The organism is Thermomonas fusca, from assembly GCF_005862345.1.
In the GTDB taxonomy this organism is placed as follows: domain Bacteria; phylum Pseudomonadota; class Gammaproteobacteria; order Xanthomonadales; family Xanthomonadaceae; genus Thermomonas; species Thermomonas fusca.
Map to the genome: position 1 here is coordinate 387070 of NZ_SROY01000001.1, position 21755 is coordinate 408824.

19 protein-coding genes are annotated in these 21755 nt (G+C 71.3%); 14 read left to right on the plus strand and 5 right to left on the minus strand.

Features of this window, described 5'->3' with window-relative positions; translation table 11 throughout:
- The first annotated feature begins 41 nt into the window (after nt 1-41).
- Together E5S66_RS01750 and E5S66_RS01755 are read left to right on the plus strand one after the other, a co-directional pair.
- Nucleotides 42-824 carry a glycosyltransferase gene (locus E5S66_RS01750; protein ID WP_171033437.1) on the plus strand — a complete coding sequence of 261 codons (783 nt, stop codon included), beginning with the start codon at nt 42-44 and terminating at the stop codon, nt 822-824.
- Nucleotides 821-1576 carry a glycosyltransferase family protein gene (locus tag E5S66_RS01755; RefSeq protein ID WP_138346982.1) on the plus strand — a complete coding sequence of 252 codons (756 nt, stop codon included), beginning with the start codon at nt 821-823 and terminating at the stop codon, nt 1574-1576. The genes E5S66_RS01750 and E5S66_RS01755 overlap by 4 nt, the downstream gene beginning before the upstream one ends.
- Before the next feature lie 20 nt (nt 1577-1596).
- Here the strand turns inward: E5S66_RS01755 and xerC are convergent, their stop codons facing one another.
- Nucleotides 1597-2463 (minus strand): tyrosine recombinase XerC, encoded by an 867-nt coding sequence (gene xerC / locus E5S66_RS01760; protein WP_138346984.1) that lies wholly within the window; start codon nt 2461-2463, stop codon nt 1597-1599.
- Between the two features lie 101 nt (nt 2464-2564).
- On the opposite strand from xerC, the gene E5S66_RS01765 reads away from it, so the two are divergent.
- From E5S66_RS01765 to E5S66_RS01805, 9 genes are all read left to right on the plus strand, one after another.
- On the plus strand, nt 2565-3761 hold the full coding sequence (locus E5S66_RS01765; RefSeq protein ID WP_138346986.1) for an EAL domain-containing response regulator: 1197 nt from the start codon (nt 2565-2567) through the stop codon (nt 3759-3761).
- A 45-nt stretch (nt 3762-3806) separates the two neighbouring features.
- Nucleotides 3807-6728, plus strand: coding sequence for an ATP-binding protein (locus E5S66_RS01770; RefSeq protein WP_138346988.1), 2922 nt, complete (start codon nt 3807-3809; stop codon nt 6726-6728).
- Between the two features lie 72 nt (nt 6729-6800).
- Nucleotides 6801-7274: a SixA phosphatase family protein gene (locus E5S66_RS01775; protein ID WP_028840405.1), complete on the plus strand. Its 474-nt coding sequence runs from the start codon at nt 6801-6803 to the stop codon at nt 7272-7274.
- Nucleotides 7275-7298: 24 nt separating this feature from the next.
- Nucleotides 7299-9284 carry a phospholipase D family protein gene (locus tag E5S66_RS01780; RefSeq protein ID WP_138346990.1) on the plus strand — a complete coding sequence of 662 codons (1986 nt, stop codon included), beginning with the start codon at nt 7299-7301 and terminating at the stop codon, nt 9282-9284.
- 94 nt (nt 9285-9378) lie between these two features.
- The gene (locus E5S66_RS01785; RefSeq protein WP_138346992.1) at nt 9379-9987 is read left to right on the plus strand and encodes a YkvA family protein; all 609 of its coding nucleotides are present in this window, start codon (nt 9379-9381) and stop codon (nt 9985-9987) included.
- Between the two features lie 5 nt (nt 9988-9992).
- Complete coding sequence (locus E5S66_RS01790; protein ID WP_138346994.1) at nt 9993-10436, plus strand: hotdog fold thioesterase; 444 nt, start codon at nt 9993-9995, stop codon at nt 10434-10436.
- A 132-nt stretch (nt 10437-10568) separates the two neighbouring features.
- Entirely contained in the window at nt 10569-11306 is a 738-nt protein-coding gene (locus E5S66_RS01795) for a lysophospholipid acyltransferase family protein (protein WP_138346996.1), read from the plus strand.
- A 9-nt stretch (nt 11307-11315) separates the two neighbouring features.
- Nucleotides 11316-12347 carry a YheT family hydrolase gene (locus E5S66_RS01800; protein ID WP_425472149.1) on the plus strand — a complete coding sequence of 344 codons (1032 nt, stop codon included), beginning with the start codon at nt 11316-11318 and terminating at the stop codon, nt 12345-12347.
- A 32-nt stretch (nt 12348-12379) separates the two neighbouring features.
- On the plus strand, nt 12380-12991 hold the full coding sequence (locus E5S66_RS01805) for a YbhB/YbcL family Raf kinase inhibitor-like protein (protein WP_138346998.1): 612 nt from the start codon (nt 12380-12382) through the stop codon (nt 12989-12991).
- Nucleotides 12992-13012: 21 nt separating this feature from the next.
- Here the strand turns inward: E5S66_RS01805 and E5S66_RS01810 are convergent, their stop codons facing one another.
- The 3 genes from E5S66_RS01810 to mutM are packed head-to-tail and all read right to left on the minus strand — an operon-like array spanning nt 13013 to nt 17331.
- Complete coding sequence (locus tag E5S66_RS01810; RefSeq protein WP_138347000.1) at nt 13013-15841, minus strand: serine/threonine-protein kinase; 2829 nt, start codon at nt 15839-15841, stop codon at nt 13013-13015.
- A 30-nt stretch (nt 15842-15871) separates the two neighbouring features.
- On the minus strand, nt 15872-16453 hold the full coding sequence (locus tag E5S66_RS01815; protein ID WP_138347001.1) for an ECF-type sigma factor: 582 nt from the start codon (nt 16451-16453) through the stop codon (nt 15872-15874).
- A 50-nt stretch (nt 16454-16503) separates the two neighbouring features.
- A complete protein-coding gene (mutM, locus tag E5S66_RS01820) occupies nt 16504-17331 on the minus strand; it encodes a bifunctional DNA-formamidopyrimidine glycosylase/DNA-(apurinic or apyrimidinic site) lyase (protein ID WP_138347003.1) in 828 nt (275 codons plus the stop codon).
- A 94-nt stretch (nt 17332-17425) separates the two neighbouring features.
- On the opposite strand from mutM, the gene E5S66_RS01825 reads away from it, so the two are divergent.
- From E5S66_RS01825 to E5S66_RS01835, 3 genes are all read left to right on the plus strand, one after another.
- Nucleotides 17426-18628 carry a DesA family fatty acid desaturase gene (locus E5S66_RS01825; RefSeq protein ID WP_138347005.1) on the plus strand — a complete coding sequence of 401 codons (1203 nt, stop codon included), beginning with the start codon at nt 17426-17428 and terminating at the stop codon, nt 18626-18628.
- 82 nt (nt 18629-18710) lie between these two features.
- Nucleotides 18711-19001: an EF-hand domain-containing protein gene (locus E5S66_RS01830; RefSeq protein WP_246037135.1), complete on the plus strand. Its 291-nt coding sequence runs from the start codon at nt 18711-18713 to the stop codon at nt 18999-19001.
- Nucleotides 19002-19229: 228 nt separating this feature from the next.
- A complete protein-coding gene (locus E5S66_RS01835; protein ID WP_028840395.1) occupies nt 19230-19442 on the plus strand; it encodes a cold-shock protein in 213 nt (70 codons plus the stop codon).
- Nucleotides 19443-19584: 142 nt separating this feature from the next.
- On the opposite strand, the gene E5S66_RS01840 is transcribed toward E5S66_RS01835, so the two are convergent.
- Nucleotides 19585-21702, minus strand: a complete 2118-nt coding sequence (locus E5S66_RS01840; protein ID WP_138347009.1) for a M13 family metallopeptidase — start codon at nt 21700-21702, stop codon at nt 19585-19587.
- Nucleotides 21703-21755: the final 53 nt, after the last annotated feature.

The following is a 21755-nucleotide window of genomic DNA, read 5'->3' on the forward strand; positions in this document are numbered from 1 at the left end:
TCTGGGGGCGCGCGCCCCGGCTTCAAGCAGGATGGACGGGCATGGCCTCACCGCTGGTCAGCATCGCGATGCCGATCTTCAACACCGAACGTTTCCTGCCAGCGGCGCTGGACAGCCTGCTGGCACAGACCTGTAGCGACTGGGAAGCACTGTTGTGGGACGACGGTTCCAGCGACGGCAGCTTCCGGATCGCCGCCGATTACGCCGCGCGCGATCCGCGCTTCCGCCTGCTGGGCGACGGCCGCAACCATGGGCAGGCGCCAGCGCTGGCGAAGACCCTGGCACAGGCGCGCGGCGCCTACTGCGGCACCCTCGACAGCGACGATGCGCTGGAGCCGCAGGCGCTGGCCGCGCTGCTGGCGTTGCTGCAGGCGCAGCCGGCGCTGGGCATGGGCTATTCGCAGTACGTGGAAATCGACGAGGCAGGCAACGTGCTGGGGCCGGGCCGGCGCAGCCTGACGCCGTACTCGCCGGCGGGCCTGCTGGTGGAGTTCATGACTTTCCAGTTCCGGCTGGTGCGCGCGGACGCCTATCGCGCGGTGGGCGGCTTCGACCCGGCGGCCGCCTATGCCGAGGACTACGACCTGTGCCTGCGCCTGTCCGAGCGCTACCCGGTCGGCCACCTGCCGCAGCCGCTGTACCGCTACCGCATCCGCCGCGGTTCGATCTCGCAGTCCAGCCGCCTGCGCCAGGTGCAGGCCAGCTTCGCCGCCGCCCAGCGCGCTCTGCGGCGGCGCGGTCTTGATCGGGAACAGGCGCTGTCGCTGGGCCTCCGCGCCCGCCACGTGCTGCGGCCGAAGGCCATCGCGGTGCCGGCACCGTGACCGCGTCGATCAGCGTGCTGCTGCCGCTGCGCAGCGCGACGCCTTTCCTCGGCCCAGCATTGGCCAGCCTGCAGGCGCAGGCCTTCGATGGCTGGCGCGGCGTGCTGTGTCCGGTGGGGCAAGCGGCGGCTGCGCTGGCGGCGCGGGTGGCCGCCGCGGAGCCGCGCTGTTGCGTCGGGCCAGCCGCTGCGAGCGAGGTCGCAGCGCTGGCGTTGGCCGCCGATGGCATCGACACGGAATTCCTGTGCGTGCTGGACCCCGACGATGCGCTGGCGCCGGATGCGCTGGCCGGCCTGCACGCCGCGCTGGCCGCGCGGCCCGACGCGGGAATGGCCTACAGCCGGCACGTGCTGATGGATGCAGGCGGGCGCATGCTCGGTCCGGGACCGCTGTGCGAGCTGCCGTATTCGCCGGAGGCGCTGCTGCTGGACTGGATGACCGGGCCGCTGCGGCTGCTGCGCCGCGCCGCCTACCGGCGTGCCGGCGGCTATACCGATGCCCATCCCGATGCCGCCGACTACGACCTGTGCCTGCGGCTGTCGGAAATTTGTGCGGTGGTACACGTGCCGGAGCCGCTGTACCTGCGCCGCATTCATGCCGCCGCGCCGGAAGTGGCGCGCTGGGCGGAAGGCATCGAGGCGCGCTATGCCGCCTTCGTCGCGGCGGCGCGGCGGCGCGGGCTGGATGCGCATTACGACACCGCGCTGCAGGTGGACAGCTGGCACATCCTGCAGCCGCTGCCGGCTCAATGATCGACATCAAAGCCGACGGTTCAGGACTTGCGCTTGGCGCGCGGATGGGCGGCGTCGTAGACCTTGGCGAGGTGCTGGAAATCCAGGTGGGTGTAGATCTGGGTGGTGGCGATGTCGGCGTGCCCCAGCAGTTCCTGCACGCCGCGCAGGTCGCCCGACGATTCCAGCACGTGGCTGGCGAAGCTGTGCCGCAGCAGATGCGGATGGATGCGCTTGAACATGCCCTGGCGCAGCGCCAGCTGCTTGATCCGCAGCTGGATGGCGCGCGCGCTGATCCGGGCGCCGCCGCGGCCGGGGAACACGAAGCCGGCGCCGCTGCCGGCCGACGCCTCACGCCAGTCCAGCAGCGCGCGGCGCGCGTGCGAACCCACCGGGACGATGCGCTGCTTGCTGCCCTTGCCCAGCACGGTGACCAGCCCGGCCTCGAAGTCCAGGTCGCCCCAGCGCAGCATGCAGACCTCGGACAGGCGCAGCCCGGACGAATAGAACAGCTCCAGCAGCGCGCGGTCGCGCAGGCCCAGCGGCGCGTCTGTGGGCAGCTGCACCAGCTGCACCGCCTCGTCCACGTCCAGCACCTGCGGCAGCTTGCGCGGCGGCTTCGGCGCGCGCACGCCCTCGGCCGGGCTGGCCGGCAGCCGGCCCTGCTTCAGCAGCCAGCGATACAGGCTGCGGCAGGCGGACAGCCGCCGCTGCAGCGATTTCGGCGACAGCCCGCGGCGGTGTTCGGCGGCGACGAAGGCGCGCAGGTCGTTGCCATCCAGCGCCAGCAGGTCGCGGCCGTTCGCCCAGCCGGCCAGCGCGGCGAGGTCGCGGCGGTAGGCGTCCAGGGTGTGCGCCGAACTCTGCCGTTCGACTGCCAGATGGGCCAGGAAGTCATCGATGACCATGGGTCGAGTGTAAGCGCCCCGGGCTGGTGCGACCGCCCACTCCCAAGACCCCACATGCTGCGGTAGGCTTGCCGCTCACCGCATGCATCCGGGGAGAGGGCATGGACTGGTCGGAACTGCAGGTGATGGTGGTCGAGGATCACGGCTTCCAGCGCCGCATCGCGCTGCGCCTGCTGGCGGAGCTGGGCGTCGAACGCGCGCTGGAAGGCGCCGACGGGCTGGATGCGCTGGACCTGCTGCGCCGGCAGCCGGCGCCGCCCGACGTGGTGCTGGTGGACCTGGACATGCCCGGCATGGACGGCATCGAATGCATCGGCCAGATCGCGCAGGAGCGGCTGGCGCGCGCGGTGGTGGTGGTCAGCGCGCTCGACCCGGCGCTGCTGCATACCGTGCAGACGATGGCCCGCGCCTACGGGCTGCGGGTGCTGGGCAGCGTGGAGAAGCCGCTGACCCGCGACAAGCTTGAGGAAGTGCTGGTGCGGTTCGGCGACCACGTCGGCGAACAGCATGACGAAAGCGAGGCGGACTTCACCGTGCCGGCGTTGCTGGAAGCGCTGGGCAACGGCGAGATCGTGCCGTGGTTCCAGCCGCAGGTGGAGTTCGGCAACGGCAAGGTGGTGGGGGTGGAGGCGCTGGCGCGCTGGGAACGCCCCGACGGCAGCGTGGTGCGGCCGGTGCTGTTCGTGCCGCTGCTGGAGCGCGAAGGCCGCGCCGACGCGCTCACCGAACGCATGCTGGACGAGGGTTGCCGCTGGCTGCAGCGCTGGAGCCGCGACGGCATGCGGTTGAAACTGTCGGTCAACGTCTCGCCGCTGGCGCTGGCGGATCCGGCGGCTGCCGATCGCTACCAGGCCATCGTCGAAAGCCATGCGGTCAGCACGGAAGACGTGGTGCTGGAAATCACCGAGAGTTCGGTGATGACCGACGCCGCGCGCGGGCTGGGGGTGCTGGCGCGGCTGCGGCTGAAGGGCTTCGGCCTGTCGATCGACGACTTCGGCACCGGCTATTCCTCGCTGGCGCAGCTGGCGCAGGTGCCGTTCACCGAACTCAAGGTCGACAAGGAATTCGTGTTTTCCGCGCATTCGCAGCCGCGCAAGCGGGCGGTGGTGGAGGCCAGCCTGGATCTTGCACGCAAGCTCAACCTGACCACGGTGGCGGAAGGCGTGGAAACCGTGGAGGACTGGCAGCTGCTGGCCGAGTTGGGCTGCAACATCGCCCAGGGCTGGCTGATCGGGCGGCCGGTGCCGGGCAGCGAGTTGCCGGCGGCGATCGCGCGCTGGCGCCGCCCGGTGCTGTGACCGTGGCCGTCGGTCGCCGCTCCGGCCCGAACGCCCGCTGACGCCGTGCGCCTGGACCTGTCCCGCCTCGGCATCCGCCACCAGCTGTTGGGGCTGTTCGGGCTGTTCCTGCTCACCGGCGCGCTGGTGGTGACGGTGGACGAGGTCGGCCAGCACTACGCGCAGCGTTCGATGGAGGCGATGCGCGACGACGTGCTGGTGGGCATGCGCCGGATCCGCCGGCTGGCCGACGCCTACGGCACGGAGATGGTGGGCGTCACCTTCCGCACCCGCAATTACCTGATCGACTGGGACCAGGCCGGGCAGCGGATCGGGCAGGCGCAGGCGACGATGGATCGCGAGTGGCGCGCGCTGCAGGCGATGCCGCTGGACGACGAAAGCCGTGCGCTGCTGGAACAGGCACTGCGCGCGCGCCCGCGCGCCGACAAGGCCGCCGCCAGCCTGCGCACGATCCTGCACCAGCGCGACATCCTCGCGCTGGGTCGTTTTGCCGACCGCGAGCTGTACCCGGCGGTGGACCCGTTGGTGCAGCGGCTGGAGCGCATAGCCACGCGCAGCCAGGCGCGCGCCGACATGCTGACGCAGAGCGCGCTGGAACACGGGATCTGGGTCAGCCGGGTGCGGATCGGGCTGTCGCTGGCCTGCTTCCTGCTGGCGCTGCTGTTCGGCCGCCGCATCCTGCGCGACGGCTACCGCGGCGTCGAAAGCCTGACCTGGCTGGCGCGGCGGATGACCCAGAACGACTACACCGCGCAGCCGCGTTACCTGCCGCGCGGCGAGCTGGGCGAGGTGATGGACAGCTTCCTCGGCATGCGCGACCACGTGCATCGGATCGAGGGCCAGCTGACCGAACAGCTGAGCCGGATCGACCGTGCGCGGGTGGCGCTGGAGCGGCGCGAACAGTTCCAGCGGCTGCTGCTGGAGGCCGCGCAGACGGCGATCATCGCGGTCGATGAGGACGGCGTGTTCTCGCAGGTCAATCCGTTCGCGGAAAAGCTGCTGGGCTGGCCGGCCGGTTCGCTGCTGGGGCGCGAGAAGCTCGACGTGGTGCTGGACCCGGAGGCGCTGGGGGCGCTGGCGCGCTCGCTCAGCGAAGCCTACGGCCGCACCGTGCCGCCGGACTGGACGGCGCTGCGCGAGCTGGCCCGGCACCGCGAGCCGCCGCGCGAGTTCGCCCTGCGCCACCAGCGCGGCCGCACCCTGCCGGTGCTGCTGGCGCTGTCGGCGATGCGCGACGACACCGGCGCGATGGTCGGGCTGCTGGCGGTAGGCACCGACCTGACCATGCAGAAGCGGCTGGAACGCGCGCTGCGCGACAGCGAGACGCGCGCGCGCGAAGCCAGCCACGCCAAGAGCGCGTTCCTGGCGGCGATGAGCCACGAGATCCGCACCCCGATGATCGGCGTCACCGGGATGATCGAAATCCTCGGCCACACCCACCTGGACGCGGAACAGCGGCGTTCGCTGGGCATCATCCAGGCTTCGGCGGAAACCCTGCTGCGGATCATTGGCGACATCCTCGACTTCTCCAAGATCGAGGCCGGCAAGATGGAAATCGAGCCGGTGCCGACCTCGCTGCCGGAGCTGGTGCGCAGCGTCGCCGCCAGCTTCTCCGGCTCGGCCTCCAGCAAGGGCCTGGTATTGGACAGCCAGGTCGATCCGCAGGTGGCGCCGGCGCACCGCGCCGACCCGGTGCGGCTGCGGCAGGTGATGGGCAACTTCCTGTCCAACGCGATCAAGTTCACCGATCACGGCATGGTGACCGTGGCGGTGAAGCTCCTGCGCCACGCACCGGCCGAAGGCACGCTGGGCACCGACCTGCTGGAGCTGAGCGTCACCGACACCGGCATCGGCATCAGCGAACAGGCGCAGGCGCGGCTGTTCAAGCCGTTCTCGCAGGCGGAGGTGGACACCACCCGCCGCTTCGGCGGCACCGGCCTGGGGCTGGCGATCAGCCGCCGCATCGCCGAGCTGATGGGCGGCCACATCGAAATGGAATCGGCGCCCGGCAAGGGCACCACCATGCGCCTGAAGCTCGAGCTGGCGCGGGCACCGGCGGACCAACTGCCGGAGCTGACCCTGCCGGGTCGGCATGCGCCCGGCTTCGTGCCGCGGCCGCTGCCGGCGTTGGAGGAAGCGGAGGCGGAGCGCAGTCTGGTGCTGCTGGTCGACGACCATGCCACCAATCGACTGGTGATCCAGCGCCAGCTGTCGTTGGCGGGCTACGCCTCGGAAACCGCCGAAGACGGCATCGAGGGGTTGGAGCGCTGGCGCAGCGGGCGCTATGCGCTGCTGCTCAGCGACGTCCACATGCCGCGCATGGACGGCTACCAGCTGGCGCGCACGATTCGCGCCGAAGAGCTCGGCCGCGGCCTGCCGCGCACGCCGATCGTGGCACTGACCGCCTCGGCGCTGAAGGGCGAGGCCGAGCGCTGCCTGGGCGCGGGCATGGACGACTACCTGACCAAGCCGGTGGGCATCGCCAGCCTCGGCGTCTGCCTGCAGCGCTGGCTGCCGCATACCGCCAATGGCTCGCCTGCGTCGCTGTTGCCGCCGGTCGAGCCAGCAGCAGGGATCGATGCCGCACCGCCGCCGTCACCGCCGGCCGCGAGCGAGGCGGAGGAGAACGAAACCGTGCTGGCCACGGGCGTGCTGCGGGAGTTGGCCGGCGACCGCCCGGACGACATCCGCGCGCTGCTGGAAGACTATCTGCGCTGCACCCGCGACGACATGGAGGCGCTGGAGCGGCTGCGCGAAGCCGGTGGCCTGCCGGCGCTGGTGACCCAGGCCCATCGGCTCAAGGGCGCGGCGCGGCTGGTCGGCGCGGTCGAGCTGGCGGAGGCGGCGGCGGCGCTGGAAAACGCGTTGCGCGGCGGTGCCCGCGAGCGGCTGGCGGCGCTGGAGGACGCCCTGCACGCCGCCCACTGGCGGCTGCGCGATCAGGTCGCCCGGCAGTATCCCGGATAAGCCGATCCGATCGGCCGGCGGCGGTGTACCCTGCCTGCAACCGGCCGCCGCGGCCGAGGAAGGACCCTTCAGATGCGCGAATTGATCCTGCTCCGCCATGCCCACGCCGATGCCGCTGCAGCCGGCCAGGACGACCTGCAGCGCCCGCTGTCGGCGGCCGGTCTCGTCGAGGCGCAGGCGGCCGGCGACTGGCTGCGCGAGCATGCCCTGCAGCCCGACCGGGTGCTGTGTTCTAGCGCCGCGCGCACCCGCCAGACCCTGGCCGCGCTGGGCGAGCTGGGCTGCACCGACGTGCGCGAGGAGGCGGCGATCTACGACGCCAGCCCGGGCACCCTGATCGCGCTGGCCGATGCCCACCGCGACGCGCGCCGGCTGCTACTGGTCGGCCACAACCCTGGCCTGGAACAGCTGGCGGCGCTGCTGCACAGCGGCCAGTCCGGCGACTACCGCGGCATGCCGCCGGGCGGGGTCGCGGTGCTGGAATTCCCGGTCGATGCGGCGATCGAGCCCGGCGTGGCGCGGCTGTCGCGCTTCTGGTGGCCGTGAGCCCGACCGCAGAGCCGTGAGCCGATGACTCGCCGCCGCCCCGGCCGCGCGCTGGCGGGGCTGCTGGCCCTGCTGCTGGCCGGCTGCGCCACGCTGTCGCCGCAGCAGCGCAGCGCCGCCGCCGAAGTCGCGGTCAGCGCGCGCAGCACCCGGGTGGACTGCGTGCGCGCCGACGCCTGCGCGCTGCCGTCGCCACTGCTGGCGATGGCGCGCGACACCCTGGCCGCCTCCACCGCGGCGGCGCCGCGGCATCGCGCGCTGATCCTCGACGACGCCCCCGACGCGCTGCTGGCGCGGATCCACCTGATCCGCGCGGCCAGGCACAGCATCGGCCTGCAGACCTACATCTTCGACGAGGACGATTCCGCCCAGCTGGTGCTGGACGAGCTGCAGGCGGCGGCGTTCCGCGGCGTCAAGGTGCGCATCCTGATCGACCAGCTGGCGGCACTGCGCAAGGTGGAGACGCTGGCGGCGCTGACCTCCCTGCACGCCAACCTGGAGCTGCGCGTCTACAACCCGGTGCTGGACCGCGCGCGGCTGTCGCTGCCGATGTACGCGGTGGCGGCGGCCTGCTGCTGGGGTCAACTCAACCGGCGCATGCACAACAAGCTGCTGGTGGTGGACGATGCGGTCGGCATCGTCGGCGGGCGCAACTACCAGGACGACTATTACGACTGGGGCGACGAGTTCAATTTCCGCGACCGCGACCTGCTGCTGGCCGGGCCGGCGGTGGCCGACATGGCGGCGAACTTCCAGGCGTTCTGGGCATCGAAGCGCAGCGTGCCGGCGGAGCAGCTGGGCGACGTGGCCCGCTACCTGCGCGAGCACGGCCCGCCGCCGGCGCCGCACCACGTCTTCCACAACCCGGCGCGGGTGCGCGCGCTGCTGGCCGCGGTGGCGGACGACGATGTGCTGCGCGCGCGCTTCGTGGCGCCGGCGCTGCCGGTGCAGGGGGTGGCGTTCCTTGCCGACCTGCCCGCCAAGCACGGCCGGGACGGCGCCGTGGCGGTGGCCGATGCCGCTGCCGGGGCTGCCGTCAATCCTGCGTCGGATACCAGCCACGGCCTGCGCGGGCTGATCGCCGGCGCCGAGCGCGAAATCCTGCTGCAGACCCCGTACCTGGTGCTGTCGAAGCCGGCGCAGGCGCTGTTCCGCGAACTGCGGCAGCGGCCGCAGCCGCCGCGCGTGCTGGTCTCGACCAACAGCCTGGCCTCCACCGATGCCTTCATCGCCTACGCGCTGTCCTACAAGTACAAGCGCCGCTACCTGCGCGACTTCGGTTTCGAGATCCACGAATTCAAGCCGTTCCCGGCCGATGCGCCGTTCGAGCTGGGCGCCACCGGCGCCGGCCTGGCCGACACCGACCTGCCCGCACCTGCGCCAGCGGTGCCGGTGCGTACCCGCGCCAGCAGCCTGCGCGAACGCCAGCTGGCCGAGCGCGGGCTTCGCAGCGAGCCGGCCAGCGAGGCCGGGCGGCCGTCGCCGTTCGCCTCTTCCGGTGGCCTGCCGGTGCGACTCAAGCGCGCCGGCCTGCGCATGGGCATGCATGCCAAGTCGCTGGTGATCGACGGCCGCGTCGGCGTGGTGGGCACCCACAACTTCGACCCGCGCGGCGACAGCCTGAACACCGAGAGCGCGGTGGTGATCGCCGATCCCGGCTTCGCCGCGGCGCTGGCCGCCAGCATCCGCCGCGACATGGTCCCGGCCAACGCGTGGACCATCGGCCGCCGCGACGACGCGCCGATCTTTTCCGGCATCGAATACAACCTGTCGAAGCTGTCCGAGCGGATGCCGGTGTTCGACCTGTGGCCGTACAAGTACGCCACCAGTTATGACTACGTGCCGGGCCCGGATTGCCCGCCGACGCTGGAGCCGCCGTCGCCGTTCGCGCCGGAATTCCGCCGCTGCAACAAGCCGGTCGGCGATTTTCCGGAGGTCGACATCGGCCTGAAGTGGCTGGGCGTGCGCGCGTTCACCGCGTTCGGCTCGGGGCTGTCGCCGATCCTGTGAGCGCGGCGCAGGCGACCGTGACGGATGGCAATTGACGCGCCCGCGCCCGCGTCCTAGTCTGCCAAACTCATTTTCATTGCCTTCCGGGGCCCACATGTCGATCACCCTGAACTTCGAGCTCAACGACCACGATCTGGCCCATTTCCAGGCGGCAGCGGAGCGCTCCCGCAAGGCGGTCGAGGGCAAGAGTGCCGAGGAAATCGTGGCTGCGGCGGTCGCGCTGCTGGACGATGCGCAGAAGACCGAGCTGCCGGATTTCATCCGCCAGCGCCTGCTGCGCCTGGACGACATGATCGCGATGGTGCGTGACCAGGCCTGGGCGATGCCCGACGCCGACTGCCAGCGGGTGCTGTCGGCGCTGGCGTATTTCGCCGACCCGAACGACATCATCCCGGACGCCGTGCAGGTGCTCGGTTTCCTCGACGACGCGGTGATGATCGAGTTGTCGGTGCGCGAGCTGGCGCACGAGCTGGATGCCTACGACGACTTCTGCGACTACCGCGCCCGCGAAGCCAAGCGCCTCGGCACCGACCCGGCCACGCTTGGACGCACCGACTGGCTGGACAGCCGCCGCGAAGAGCTGGTGGAGCGCATGCACACCCGTCGCGAGCGCGACTTCGGCGTGGGCTACGGCCGCAGCAGCGGCTACGGGCGCGAGTCCTACATCCGCGCCTGGCGCCCCGGCGTGTTCACGGTGCGCTGAGCCGCATGGCCGCGCGCGATTTCGCCTGGCCGCAGGGCACCAGCCTCGCGGCCCTGAACGCGCGCTCCGCCGGGACGCTGATGGAAGCGCTCGGCATCGTCTTCACCGAACTGGGCGACGGCTACCTGCGCGCCACCATGCCGGTGGACGCACGCACCCACCAGCCCTACGGCCTGCTGCACGGCGGCGCCTCGGTGGCGCTGGCGGAAACCCTGGGCAGCAGCGCCGGCGCGCTGCTGGCCGGCGACAGCGCGGTGGTGGGGCTGGAGATCAACGCCAACCACCTGCGCGCGGTGCGCGAAGGCACGGTCACCGGCACCACCCGTCCCGTCCACATCGGCCGCAGCACCCAGGTGTGGGAGATCCACATCGAGGACGAGGATGGCCGGCCGGTCTGCATCAGCCGGATCACCCTGGCGGTGCTGCCGCAGCCGCCGGCTTCCGCCTAACGGTGCGCGGTAGGGCGCTGGCTGCGCGGGCTGTCCGTCCCGCGACACGCGCCGGCAGCTGACGCAAATGCCGGCATTGCCGGATCCGCCCTTACACTTGTCGCCTTTCCCCCGGCGCCCCCACCGTCGCCCATGCGCGCGTTCCGTTATTGCTACCGCCTGCCGCTGTTCGCCTGGCACGTCCTGATCCACTTGCCCATCACCCTGCTGCTGATGGCCCTCGGCAACGGCGGGCCGCTGTCGCACGGCATCCTGCGCTGGTGGGCGGGCGGCTTGCTGCGCGTGTTCGGCATGCGCGTGCAGCGCATCGGCACGCCGCTGCCGGGCGGCACCCTGTTCGTGGCCAACCACGTCAGCTGGATCGACATCATGGCGCTGCATTCGCAGCACATGATGGGTTTCATCGCCAAGTCGGAGATCCGCCGCTGGCCGGTGCTGGGCTGGGTCACCACCCACGCCGAAACCATCTTCCTGCAGCGCGGCAACGGCGATTCGCTGGGGCTGGTGATGGCCGAGATGGCGCAGCGCCTGCGCGCCGGCCGCGCGGTGGCGGCGTTCCCCGAGGGCGGCACCCGCGACGGCCGCGAACTCGGCGCCTTCCATGCGCGCATCTTCACCGCCGCGGTGGAGGCCGATGCGCCGGTGCAGCCGGTGGCGCTGTGCTACGGCGCGCGCTGCGAGGCGCAGGCGATCGTGGCATTCGCCCCGCGCGAACACTTCATCGGCAACCTGGTGCGCCTGCTCGGCGAGCCGGCGCGACCGCTGCGGGTGTGCTTCATGCAGCCGATCCTGCCGGGCGAACACGAGGGCCGCCGCGGCATCGCCCGGGTGGCGCGCGAGCGCGTCCTGCGCGCGATGTCCGAGGCCTGAGGCGGACGCATGCCGTTGCTGCCATCCACCTTCGATCCGCCGGCCTGGCTGCGCAATCCGCATATGCAGTCGGTGCTCGCCGCCAGCCCGCTGCGGGAGGCGCGGGCGCGCCGACGCCTGCAGCAGGTTCGCGCGCGCCATGACGCGCTGGTGCTGGATGCCGGCGACGGCGTGCGCCTGCAGGGCGTCGCCAGCCTGCCCGATGCCGCGGCGCCGCGCGCGCTGGCGCTGCTGCTGCATGGCTGGGAAGGCAGCGCCGAATCCAGCTACATGCAGCTGACCGCGGCGCGCCTGCTGCAGGCGGGCTTCGCGGTGTTCCGGCTGGACTTCCGCGACCACGGCGACAGCCATCACCTCAACGAAGGCCTGTTCCATTCCAATCGCCTCGATGAGGTGGTGGGCGCGGCACGCGCGCTGGCCGACCGCTGGCCGGCGCTGCCGCTGGTCGCCGCCGGCTATTCGCTGGGCGGCAACTTCGCGCTGCGGCTGGCCCTGCATGCGCCTGCCGCAGGGGTGCCGCTGCGGCGGGTGGCGGCCGTGTGTCCGCTGCTGGACCCGGCGCGGACCATGGATGCGATGGAAGCCGGGCCGGCGTTCTACATGCGCCACTTCGAGTACAAATGGCGGCGTTCGCTGGCGCGCAAGCGGGCGCTGTTCCCGCAAGCGCATACCTTCGGCGACGAGGTGCTGCGCCTGCGCATGCGCGCGCTGACCGCATGGATGGTGGCGCACAACACCGGCTTCCCGCATCTGGACGCGTATTTCGACGGCTATTCCGTCGCCAGCGACCGCCTGCAGGCGCTGCCGGTGCCGGCCGACGTGCTGATGGCGGAGGACGATCCGGTGATCCCGGCCGACGAGTTCCGTCGCATCGCCGGCTATCCGAACATCGCGCTGGAGCTGGCGCCGCACGGCGGCCACTGCGGCTTCATCGAGGGCGTGACGCTGGACGGCTACGCGGAGCGCTGGGTGGCCGCGAAGCTGGCCGCCGCCGCGGGCATCGACGCTTTGCAGGCGGCGCCGGCGCGGTCGCCGTCCTAGAATCGGCGCAACGTTGCCAGCGAGGAATCCCGATGCGCATCCACAGCGACAGCTTCCAGCACCGCCAGCCGATCCCGGCCGAATTCGCGCTGGGCGCGCGCGACGGCAAGGACGGCTTCGGCGGCAACCGCAACCCGCACCTGGCCTGGGGCGACGCGCCCGCCGGCACCCGCTCGTTCGTGCTGCTGTGCATCGACACCGATGCCCCCACCGACGGCGCGCTGGTGGCCGACGCCGCCACTCCGATCCCGGTGGCGCATCCGCGCGGCGACTTCGTGCATTGGGCGGTGGCGGACATCCCCGCGGATGTCCGCGGGATCAAAGCCGGCAGCTGCAGCGACGGATTCACCGCGAAGGGCAAGCCGGCCGGCAGCGATGCCGGCGGGGTGCGCGGGCTGAACGACTACACCGGCTGGTTCGCCGGTGATGCCGGCATGGGCGGGCGCTACTTCGGCTACGACGGCCCCTATCCGCCGGCGCACGACCTGCGCACGCATCGCTACTTCTTCCGTGTGTTCGCGCTCGACGTGCCCAGTCTGGGCCTCGCCGACGGCTTCACGGCCGGCGATGCGCTGCGCGCCATGCAGGGACACGTGATGGCCGAGGCGGCGCTGTACGGGACCTACAGCCTGCAGCCGGGCTGACGCCCGCAGGCGCGGCGGCGCTCAGCGCCTGGCGATGGTCGCGCCGGCCGGTCGGCCGCTGCCGCAGGCGTCGCGCAGGCGCTGCACCTCGCGCGGGATCGCGCCGCCTTCCGGGAGCAGCGGGCGCATGTCTGCCAGCACGCCGTCCAGCGCCAGCCGTGCGGCGTGGGGACGCTGGCGGCACTGCAGGTCAGCGGCATAGGCGCGGGCCAGCCACGCCGCCTTGCGCTGTTCGAGGTCGTTGCTGCGGGTGTCGCCCAGCGCGACCAGCCGCGCCGGTGCTGCCGCATCGCCATGGCGGGCCTGCAGCCGCGCCAGCGAGATCTCGGCGCGGCGGGTGTGCGAGTGATTGGGGCCGAAGCCGGCGCGGGTCAACCGGACCGCTACTTCCAGTGCGGCCTGCGCGGCCTGCGGCTGGCCCAGCGCGTCGAGGATTTCGCCCAGCAGGCGCTCGTCGTCGCCGACCAGCGCGTGCCGGGCGCCGTACTGGCGGGCGCGCAACGCCGCCGCTTCGCGTGCCAGCGGCAACGCTTCGTGGTCGCGCCCGGCGTCGTGCAGGATCATCGCCAGGTTGAACACGCCGGCGGCGATCAGCCCGGCATTGCCGGACTTGCGCCAGGCCTCCACTGCCCGCTGCTGGTAGGCCACCGCGCGCTCAATGTCGCCGCGCTCCCAGGCCACCACCGCCAGGCTGTTGTAGGCGCGCGCCATGTCCGGGTGGTGCGGCTCCAGGCGGCTGCTCATCCACGCGGTGGTGTCGACGAAGATCGCTTCGGCCTCGCGGAAACGACCCATGTCGACGTACAGCGCGGCCAGCTGGCGATGGGCGTCGACGGTGGCGCGATGGTTGCTGCCGTGCAGCTCCTGCGCCAGCCGCAGGGAGGCGCGGCAGTCGCGGATGGCGGCCTCCAGGGTATCGGTGGCGCGCTCCAGCGAACACAGCGCGCGGAGCATGTTGATCGCCTGCGGATGGTGCGCGCCCAGCGTCCGCCGCAGCTGGGCCAAGCCGTCCATCAGGGTGCGGATGGCCTCGCCCGGCTGGCCCATCGCCGACTGCAGGTTGGCCATGTCGAGGCGGGTTTCGGCCATCCCGGCCTCGTCCTTCTCGCGCCGGCGCAGCTCCAGCGCGCGCGCATGCAGGCGGCGGGCGGCGTCGAAGTCGCCCAGCTCGCGCCGGCAGCGGCCCAGCTGGGCGTAGAACGCGGCCGACTGCAGCGGCAGCCGCGGTTCTTCCTGCTGGGCCTTGGCTTCCAGCGGCTGCATCCGCGCGGTGCAGATCTGCGGATCGCCCAGCTGCTGGAACACGTTGCCGTTCAAGGTGGCGGCTTCCAGCCGCAGGCTGGCGGGTGCATCCGGCAGCAGCGGCAGCAGCCGCGACTGGCGTTCCAGCAGCTCGTGGGCTTCGCGGTAGTCGCCCAGGCCCAGGCGCAGCTGGGCCACCGCGCCGTACAGCTCGGCGCGCGCCTCCGGCTGCCGGGCCAGGCTGCGTTCGCCGCGCAGGATGCCCATGTCCAGCAGGCTGCGCAGGTCGATCGGGGTGTTGGAGGAACTGCCGGCGTCCTGGAACAGTTCGGTGACGAAGCGCTGCATCGCCTGCGCGCGCGCGGCCTCGCGCAGCGCGCGCTGGGCCTGCCAGCCGACCACGCCCAGCGCCGCGCTCAGCACTGCCAGGATCGCCGCCGCGGTGCCGATCGCCCAGCGGTGGCGCTGCAGGTATTTGCGCGTGCGGTAGCCGAAGCTTTCGCCGCGCGCCAGCACCGGCCGCCCGCGCAGATAGCACAGCAGATCGTGCGACAGCGCCTCGGCGGAGACGTAGCGGCGGGTCGGGCATTTGGCCAGGGCCTTCAGCACGATGTTGTCGAGGTCGCCGGCCAGTTCGCGCGCCAGCCGCGCCGGCGAATACGGGCGGCTGGCCTCGGGCTCGGCACGCAGCGCCGCCTGCGAGGGCCGCTGCGGGACGCCGTCGAGGATGGCTTCCTCCCATTCCGCGTCGGTCTGCCGCTTCAGCCGATACGGCTTGCTGCCGGTCAGCAGCTCGTACAGCACCACGCCGAGCGAATACACGTCGGTCATGGTGGTGACCGGTTCGCCGCGGATCTGCTCCGGCGCGGCGTAGTGCAGGGTGAACGCGCGCACGCCGGTGCGGGTCTGCTCCACCGGCAGCGGCTGCACGTCGAGCAGCTTGGCGATGCCGAAATCGAGCAGGCGCACCTGCCCGGCCGGCGTCACCAGGATGTTCGACGGCTTCAGGTCGCGGTGGACGATCAGGTTGGCATGCGCGTGGCTGACCGCTTCGCAGACCTGGCGGAACAGGTCCAGCCGCGCCGGGATGTCGAGCTGGCGCGACTGGCAGTAGCTGGTGATCGGCTCGCCCTCGACGTACTCCAGCGCCAGGTAGGGCTGGCCGTTGTGGTCGATGCCGGCGTCGAGCAGGCGGGCGATGTGCGGATGGGCGAAGCGCGCCAGGATGTCGCGCTCGCGGTCGAAGCGCTGGCGCAGCTGCGGGTTGGCCAGCCCCGGCCGCAGCAGCTTGAGCGCGACCTTGCGCTCGTACATGCCGTCGGCGCGATCGGCCAGCCAGACCTGGCCCATGCCGCCTTCGCCCAGCAGCCGCTCCAGCCGGTACGGGCCCAGCCGCACGCCGGCCATGGCGCCGGCGGGCAGGCTCATCGCGGGGCTGTCGAGGAAGCTGGCATCGCCGGCATCGAGGGTCAGCAGGCGCGCCAGTTCGGCGGCCAGTGCCGGGTCTTCGTCGTGCAGCGTGCGCAGGTGTTCCTCGCGCTGGTCGGCGGGCAGCTCCAGCAGTGCGTCCAGCAGCGGGGACAGGCGTTGCCAGCGCTCGATGTCCATGCGGCTCCCCCGCGTCCGCCGACCTTGCGGTCAGCTGCGCGATGGTTCCTGCAGTGAAGCCAGCAGGAACATCCGCGCCTTCTGCCAGTCGCGACGCACGCTGCGCTCGGAGCGCTGCAGCAGGGCGGCGATTTCCAGCTCCGACAGGCCGGCGAAATAGCGCAGTTCCACCACCTGGGTCAGCCGTGGATCGACCGACGACAGCCGGTTCAGCGCGGTGTCCAGGCCCAGCATGTCCTCGTCGAGACTGAGCCCGCCCTCGAGGTTTTCCGGCAGTTCGGTGACCCGGTGCAGGTCGCCGCCGCGCTTCTGCGCCAGCCGCTGGCGCGCGTAGTCGACGATCACCGAGCGCATCGCCGAGGCCGCGTAGGCGAAGAAATGCGCGCGGTCGTCGAACTGGGCGTTGCCGCTGCCGCGGCCGACCAGCTTCAGGTAAGCCTCGTGCACCAGCGCGGTGGCGTCCAGGGTATGGCCGTACTGCTGCCCGGCCAGCTGCCGGCGCGCCATGCCGTGCAGCTCCTGGTACAGGGTGGAGAGCACGCGGTCCAGCGCGGAACGATCGCCATCGCGGGCGGCGTCCAACAGCACGGTGATGTCGCCGGGATCGGTCATTCGGGTCGGCAGGGGCGTCGGGGGACGCCGGGACTATAGCGAATGGCGGCTCACTTCTGGCAGTGGCCGCACCAGACCGTCGCGCGCTGGCCGATGCTGGCCTGCTTCAGCGCGCGCCCGCAGCGTGGGCAGGGCTGCCCGCCGCGGCCGTAGGCCAGCAGCTCCTGTTCGAAGTAGCCGGGCGCGCCGTCGGGGCTGATGAAGTCGCGCAAGGTGGTGCCGCCGCGGGCGATGGCGTGGGCCAGGATCCCCCTCACCGCATCCGCCAGCGCAGCGTAGCGTTCGCGCGACACCTTGCCGGCGGCGCGCAGTGGCGAGATGCCGGCGCTGAACAGCGCCTCGGCGGCGTAGATGTTGCCCACGCCCACCACCACCGACTGGTCCATCAGGAAGGTCTTGACCGGCGCCCTGCGGCCGCGGCTGAGTTCGAAAAGATAGTCCCCATCGAAAGCCGCGCCGTCGACGTCGTCCGGCAGCGGTTCCGGGCCCAGCCCCGCCAGCAGCGGATGGGTTTCGCCGGGCATCTGCCAGAGCAGGCAGCCGAACCGGCGCGGGTCGTTGAAGCGCAGCACCCGGCCGTTGTCGAGCGCGATGTCGACGTGGTCGTGCGCGCGCACCGGGGTGTCCTCCGGCAGCACCCGCAGGCTGCCGGACATGCCCAGGTGCAGCAGGGCGCTGCCCGCCGCGGTGTCCAGCAGCAGGTACTTGGCGCGCCGGCGGATGGCTTCGATGCGCTGCTCCGGCAGCAGCTCCTCCACTTCGCGCGGGATCGGCCAGCGCAGGTCGGGCCGGCGCAGCCGCACGTGGGCGACGCGCTGGCCGACCACGTGCGGCAGCAGGCCGCGGCGGGTGGTCTCGACTTCGGGCAGTTCGGGCATGCGCCCATGATGCCGCGGCAGGGCCGCGTACAGCCACGCCGTGGCATCATGGATCGGCCGTCGACCGGCGCCAACTTCCCCCCAGAGTCACCCCATGCCCGCGTCCCTGCTCGATTTCCTCGCTGGCGGCCTGCTCCAGTTCGGCTGGTGGCAGATGCTGCTGTACCTGCTGGTCGTGACCCAGATCACGATCTTCACCGTCACCCTGTACCTGCACCGCAGCCAGGCCCATCGCGGCGTGGATTTCCATCCGCTGATCGCGCACTTCTTCCGCTTCTGGTCATGGCTGACCACCTCGATGATCACGAAAGAGTGGGCGGCGATCCATCGCAAGCACCACGCCAAGTGCGAGACCGCGGAAGACCCGCACAGCCCCATGCACAAGGGCATCGGCAACGTGCTGTGGAAGGGCGCGGACATGTACCGCGAAGCGCGGCTGGCGCGTGCCGACATCGAGCAGTACGGCAAGGGCTGCCCGGACGACTGGATCGAGCGCAATCTCTATACCCGCTTTTCCAATGCCGGCGTGGTGGTGCTGCTGGCGCTGAGCGTGGTGCTGTTCGGCGCCAAGGGCGTGGCCGTGTGGGCGATCCAGATGGCATGGATCCCGTTCTGGGCCGCCGGCGTCATCAACGGACTGGGCCACTGGTGGGGCTACCGCAACTTCGAGACCACCGACACCGCCACCAACCTCACCCCGTGGGCGGTTTGGATCGGCGGCGAGGAGCTGCACAACAACCACCACGCGTTCCCGTCCTCGGCCAAGTTCGCGCTGCGCCGGTTCGAGTTCGACATCGGCTGGGCGGCGATCAAACTGCTGGAGAAGCTGCACCTGGCGAAGGTGCTGCGGGTGGCGCCGTCGCTGAACCTGCGTCCGAACATCGCCATGCCGGATGCGGAGACGCTGCGGGCGCTGCTGGCGCACCGCTTCCAGGCGATGACCGATTACCAGCGCAACGTGCTGAAGCCGGCGCTGAAGGAAGAGGCCGCCGCCGCTGGCGCCAGGCTGCGCGCGCTGCTGCCGCGCCAGCTGCGCAAGGGCATGGTGGACGACGGCCGTTGGCTGAATCCCGAGGCGCGCGCGCAGCTGCAGGCGTGGGTCGATGCGCGCCCGCGCATCCAGGCGCTGATCGAACACCGCAAGCGCCTGGCCGACGTGCTGGAAAGCCGCGGCCACGATGCCGCCGAGCGCCTGCGCCAGCTGCAGGCCTGGTGTGCCGAGGCCGAGGCCAGCGGCGTGCGTGCGCTGCAGGACTACGCGGTGCGCCTGCGCGGCTATGCGCTGGCGCAGGCCTGACGCCACGCGCCGCCTGCGCTCCGTCGCGGGCGGCGGGCGCCGCGTGAGGCGCGCGGGCCTTGTCCTGCTGCTGCTCGCGCCGATGGCGCTGCCGGCGCAGGTCCAGCGCGCGCACGACTACCTGGCGCGCATGGACCGCAACGGAGACGGCCGCGTCGGCCTGGATGAGTATCAGGACTGGATGAGCTACGCCTTCGAGCGGATGGACCGCGATCGCGACGGCGTTCTGTCCGCCGCCGAGCAGCCTGGTGGCCGCGGCGAGGCGCTCACCCGCGAGGCCCATCGCGCATTGCTGGCCGCCCGCTTCCATCGGCAGGACGCCAACCGCGATGGAGTCCTCGATGTTCGAGAACTGGCCGCGCCACCGCGCTGAGCGGGTGCCGCGGACACCGGCGCCGGGGCTAGCTGAACGGATTTTGCGCGAATGGATTGCTTTCCCCGACGAATTGGCCTACCGTGGCCTCGCTGAATGACAAGGGTCACCTTGAATCGTGGCCTGAATGTTGCAGTTACCTGCATCGTTACACCCGTTTCTCAATCTCCTTGCAGCCAGCGTCAACGCCGCATCCGCGGCATTTCATCCGTTACAAGGAGTATTGCTATGTCCCAGACCGAAACCGGCACCGTGAAGTGGTTCAACGACGCCAAGGGCTTTGGCTTCATCACCCAGGACGGCGGTGGCGACGATCTGTTCGTCCATTTCCGTTCGATTGAATCCTCTGGCTTCAAGTCCCTGCAGGAAGGCCAGAAGGTCTCCTACGTGGCCGTGAAGGGCCAGAAGGGCATGCAGGCCGAGCAGGTCCGCCCGCTCTGAGCCACGCCCACGCGTGATTCGAAAAACCCGGCCTAGCGCCGGGTTTTTTTATGCGCGCGATGCGGTGGGTGGCCCAACGAAAACGCCGGCATGGCCGGCGTTTTCGTTGCCGGGCGCTGTGCAGCCGCGCCCGTTCCGGCGCTTACCAGATTTTCACCCGTTCATCCGGCTTCAGATAGAGCTTCTGGCCTTCGGTCACCTTGAAGGTGTCGTACCACGCATCGATGTTGCGCACGGTCAGCGCGCGCCACTGGCCGGGGGCGTGCTCGTTGCCCACCACCTGCGAGCGCAGCGCGGCATCGCGCGCCTTGCTGCGCCAGGCCTGGGCGAAGGCGAGGAAGAAGCGCTCGTCGCCGCTCAGGCCGTCGATGACCGGCGCCGGCTTGCCGTCCAGCGACTTGTGGTAGGCAACAAAGGCCGCCTGCAGGCCGGACACGTCGGCGATGTTCTCGCCCAGGGTCTGCCGGCCGTTGATGTGCAGCCCCGGCAGCGCCTCGTAAGCGTCGTACTGCTTGACCAGCCGTTCGGCCGCGGCCTTGAAGTGGGCGGCGTCCTCCGGCGTCCACCAGTTGTGCAGGCGGCCTTGGGCGTCGAACTCGGCGCCGAGGTTGTCGAAGCCGTGGCTGATCTCGTGGCCGATCACCGCGCCGATGGCGCCGTAGTTGGCGGCATCGTCGGCACCGGCATCGAAGAAAGGCGCTTCCAGGATCGCGGCCGGGAAGTTCATCGCGTTCTGCAGCGGCAGGTTCACCGCGTTGACGGTCTGCGGGGTCATCCACCACTCGCCGCGGTCCGGCGCCTTGCCCAGCTTGGCCAGCTGGTGGCGGTATTCGGCCAGTTCGGCGCGCTGCGTGTTGCCCAGCGGATCATTGGCCTTCACTTCCAGCGCCGAGTAGTCGCGCCAGCGGTCGGGATAGCCCACGCCCACCTTCATCGTCTCGGCCTTCTGCTTGGCCAGGCGCCTGGTTTCCGGGCTCATCCACGCCAGCTGGTCCACGCCGTCGCGGAATGCGGCCAGGATGTTCGACACCATCGCCTCCACCCGCGCCTTGGAGCTGGCCGGGAAGTACTGCTTCACGTACAGCTGGCCGATGGCGTCGCCCAGCGCGCCGTCGGTGGCGGCCAGCGCGCGCTTCCAGCGGTCGCGCTGCGCGGTGGTGCCGGACAGCTGGGTGCCGTAGAAGCCGAAGCGCAGGTCGGCATAGGCCTTGGGCAGCAGGGCGGCGCTGCGGTTGAGCGCGTGGAAGCGCAGGTAGTCCTTCCAGGTCTGCAGCGGCGCACTGGCCACCAGCGCCGACAGCCTCTTGATGGCATCCGGCTGCCACGCGATCAGCGTCTGCTGGCCGGACAGCTGGGCGGCGTCGAAGAACGCCGGCCAGTCGATGCCCGGTGCGCGCTTGCCGAACTCGGCGAGCGGCCACGGGTTGTTGGCCTTGTGGATGTCCTGGGTGTCCACCACGCTGGCCTGCGCGTTGGCGATCTTCATCTCCAGGTCGAACACCGCCTTTGCCTGCTTGTCGGCGTCGGCGCTGCCGGCCTGCTTGAGCAGCGCGGCGATGTAGGCCTGGTAGGCGGCGCGGTTGGCGGCCATGTCCTTGTCGGCGGACAGGTAATACTCGCGGTCCGGCATGCCCAGGCCGCCCTGCAGCAAGTAGCCGGTGTTCTTGTCCGGCGCATCCAGCCCGGCGGCCACGAACAGGCCGAACAGATGCTCGGTGTAGTAGTTGGTGGCGTTGATCGGGTCGACGTCGGCGCGCAGGCCGGCGCCCAGGTAGGCCGACAGCGCCTTGCCGTCGGCAATTGCCTCCACCTTGTCCAGCGTCGGCTGCAGCGGCTCCAGGCCGCGCGTTTCGATGCCGGCTTCGTCCATCCAGGCGGCGTAGTAGTCGGCGATCCGCCGCGCGTCGGTGCCCGCGGCCGGGTTCTGCTTGCGCAACGACTGCACCAGGTCGGCCAGGCGCTTCTCCGCCTTTTCGAACACGGTGTAGAACACGCCGGTGCTGGCGCGGTCGGCGGGGATCTCGGTGGCCTTCTGCCAGTTGCCGTTGGCGTAGGCGTAGAAGTCGTCGCCCGGCTGCACCGACTTGTCGATGCCGGCCAGGTCGATGCCGACGCCGGCGGCGGCCGGCGCGCTGGCGGGGGGCGCCACGGCCTTCGGGGCGCCATCGTCGGCCGGCTTGCAGGCGGAAAGGGTGGCGCCGGCGAAGGCGCACAGCAGGGCCAGCGCCAGCGGCGCGCGACGGAGGGAACGGGTGTGCATGGGCGGAACCTCGATGGAAATGCCCGGCTATCCTGCGCCAATCGGCCCGGCGG